General features: G+C 54.2%; 1 rRNA gene. It reads left to right on the plus strand.

The annotated features are described in order from the left end of the window. Positions 1-3 precede the first annotated feature (3 nt). Positions 4-927: ribosomal RNA gene (locus tag L696_RS0116680) — 23S ribosomal RNA — on the plus strand; the annotation flags it as partial.

The raw sequence follows: 927 nt of genomic DNA on the forward strand, positions 1-927 counted from the left end.
CTAGGTTAAGCTACAAAGAGCACACGGAGGATGCCTAGGCGCCAGGAGCCGACGAAGGACGTGGCGAACAACGATAAAGCCTCGGGGAGCTGTAAGCAAGCTTTGATCCGGGGATGTCCGAATGGGGAAACCCGGCTGTCTTCATCGACAGTCACTTTCTGCTGAATACATAGGCAGAACAGAGGCATACCAGGGGAACTGAAACATCTAAGTACCCTGAGGAAGAGAAAACAATAGTGATTCCGTCAGTAGCGGCGAGCGAACGCGGATTAGCCCAAACCAAGGAGCTTGCTCCTTGGGGTTGTGGGACGTCTCACATGGAGTTACAAAGGAACCGGTTAGATGAAGAGGTCTGGAAAGGCCCGCCAGAGAAGGTAAAAGCCCTGTAATTCAAAACCCGTTCCCTCCGAGACGGATCCCGAGTAGTGCGGGGCACGTGAAACCCCGTATGAATCCGGCAGGACCATCTGCCAAGGCTAAATACTCCCTGGCGACCGATAGTGAAGCAGTACCGTGAGGGAAAGGTGAAAAGCACCCCGGAAGGGGAGTGAAATAGATCCTGAAACCGTGTGCTTACAAGAAGTCAGAGCCCGATCTAGGGGTGATGGCGTGCCTTTTGTAGAATGAACCGGCGAGTTACGTTCCCGTGCAAGGTTAAGGTGAAGAGCTGAAGCCGCAGCGAAAGCGAGTCTGAATAGGGCGAATGAGTACGTGGACGTAGACCCGAAACCGGGTGATCTACCCCTGTCCAGGGTGAAGGTGCGGTAACACGCACTGGAGGCCCGAACCCACGCATGTTGAAAAATGCGGGGATGAGGTGGGGGTAGCGGAGAAATTCCAATCGAACCCGGAGATAGCTGGTTCTCCCCGAAATAGCTTTAGGGCTAGCCTCGGAATAAGAGTCGTGGAGGTAGAGCACTGATTGGG

This window comes from Paenibacillus maysiensis (assembly GCF_000520815.1).
Classification (GTDB): Bacteria; Bacillota; Bacilli; order Paenibacillales; family Paenibacillaceae; genus Paenibacillus; species Paenibacillus maysiensis.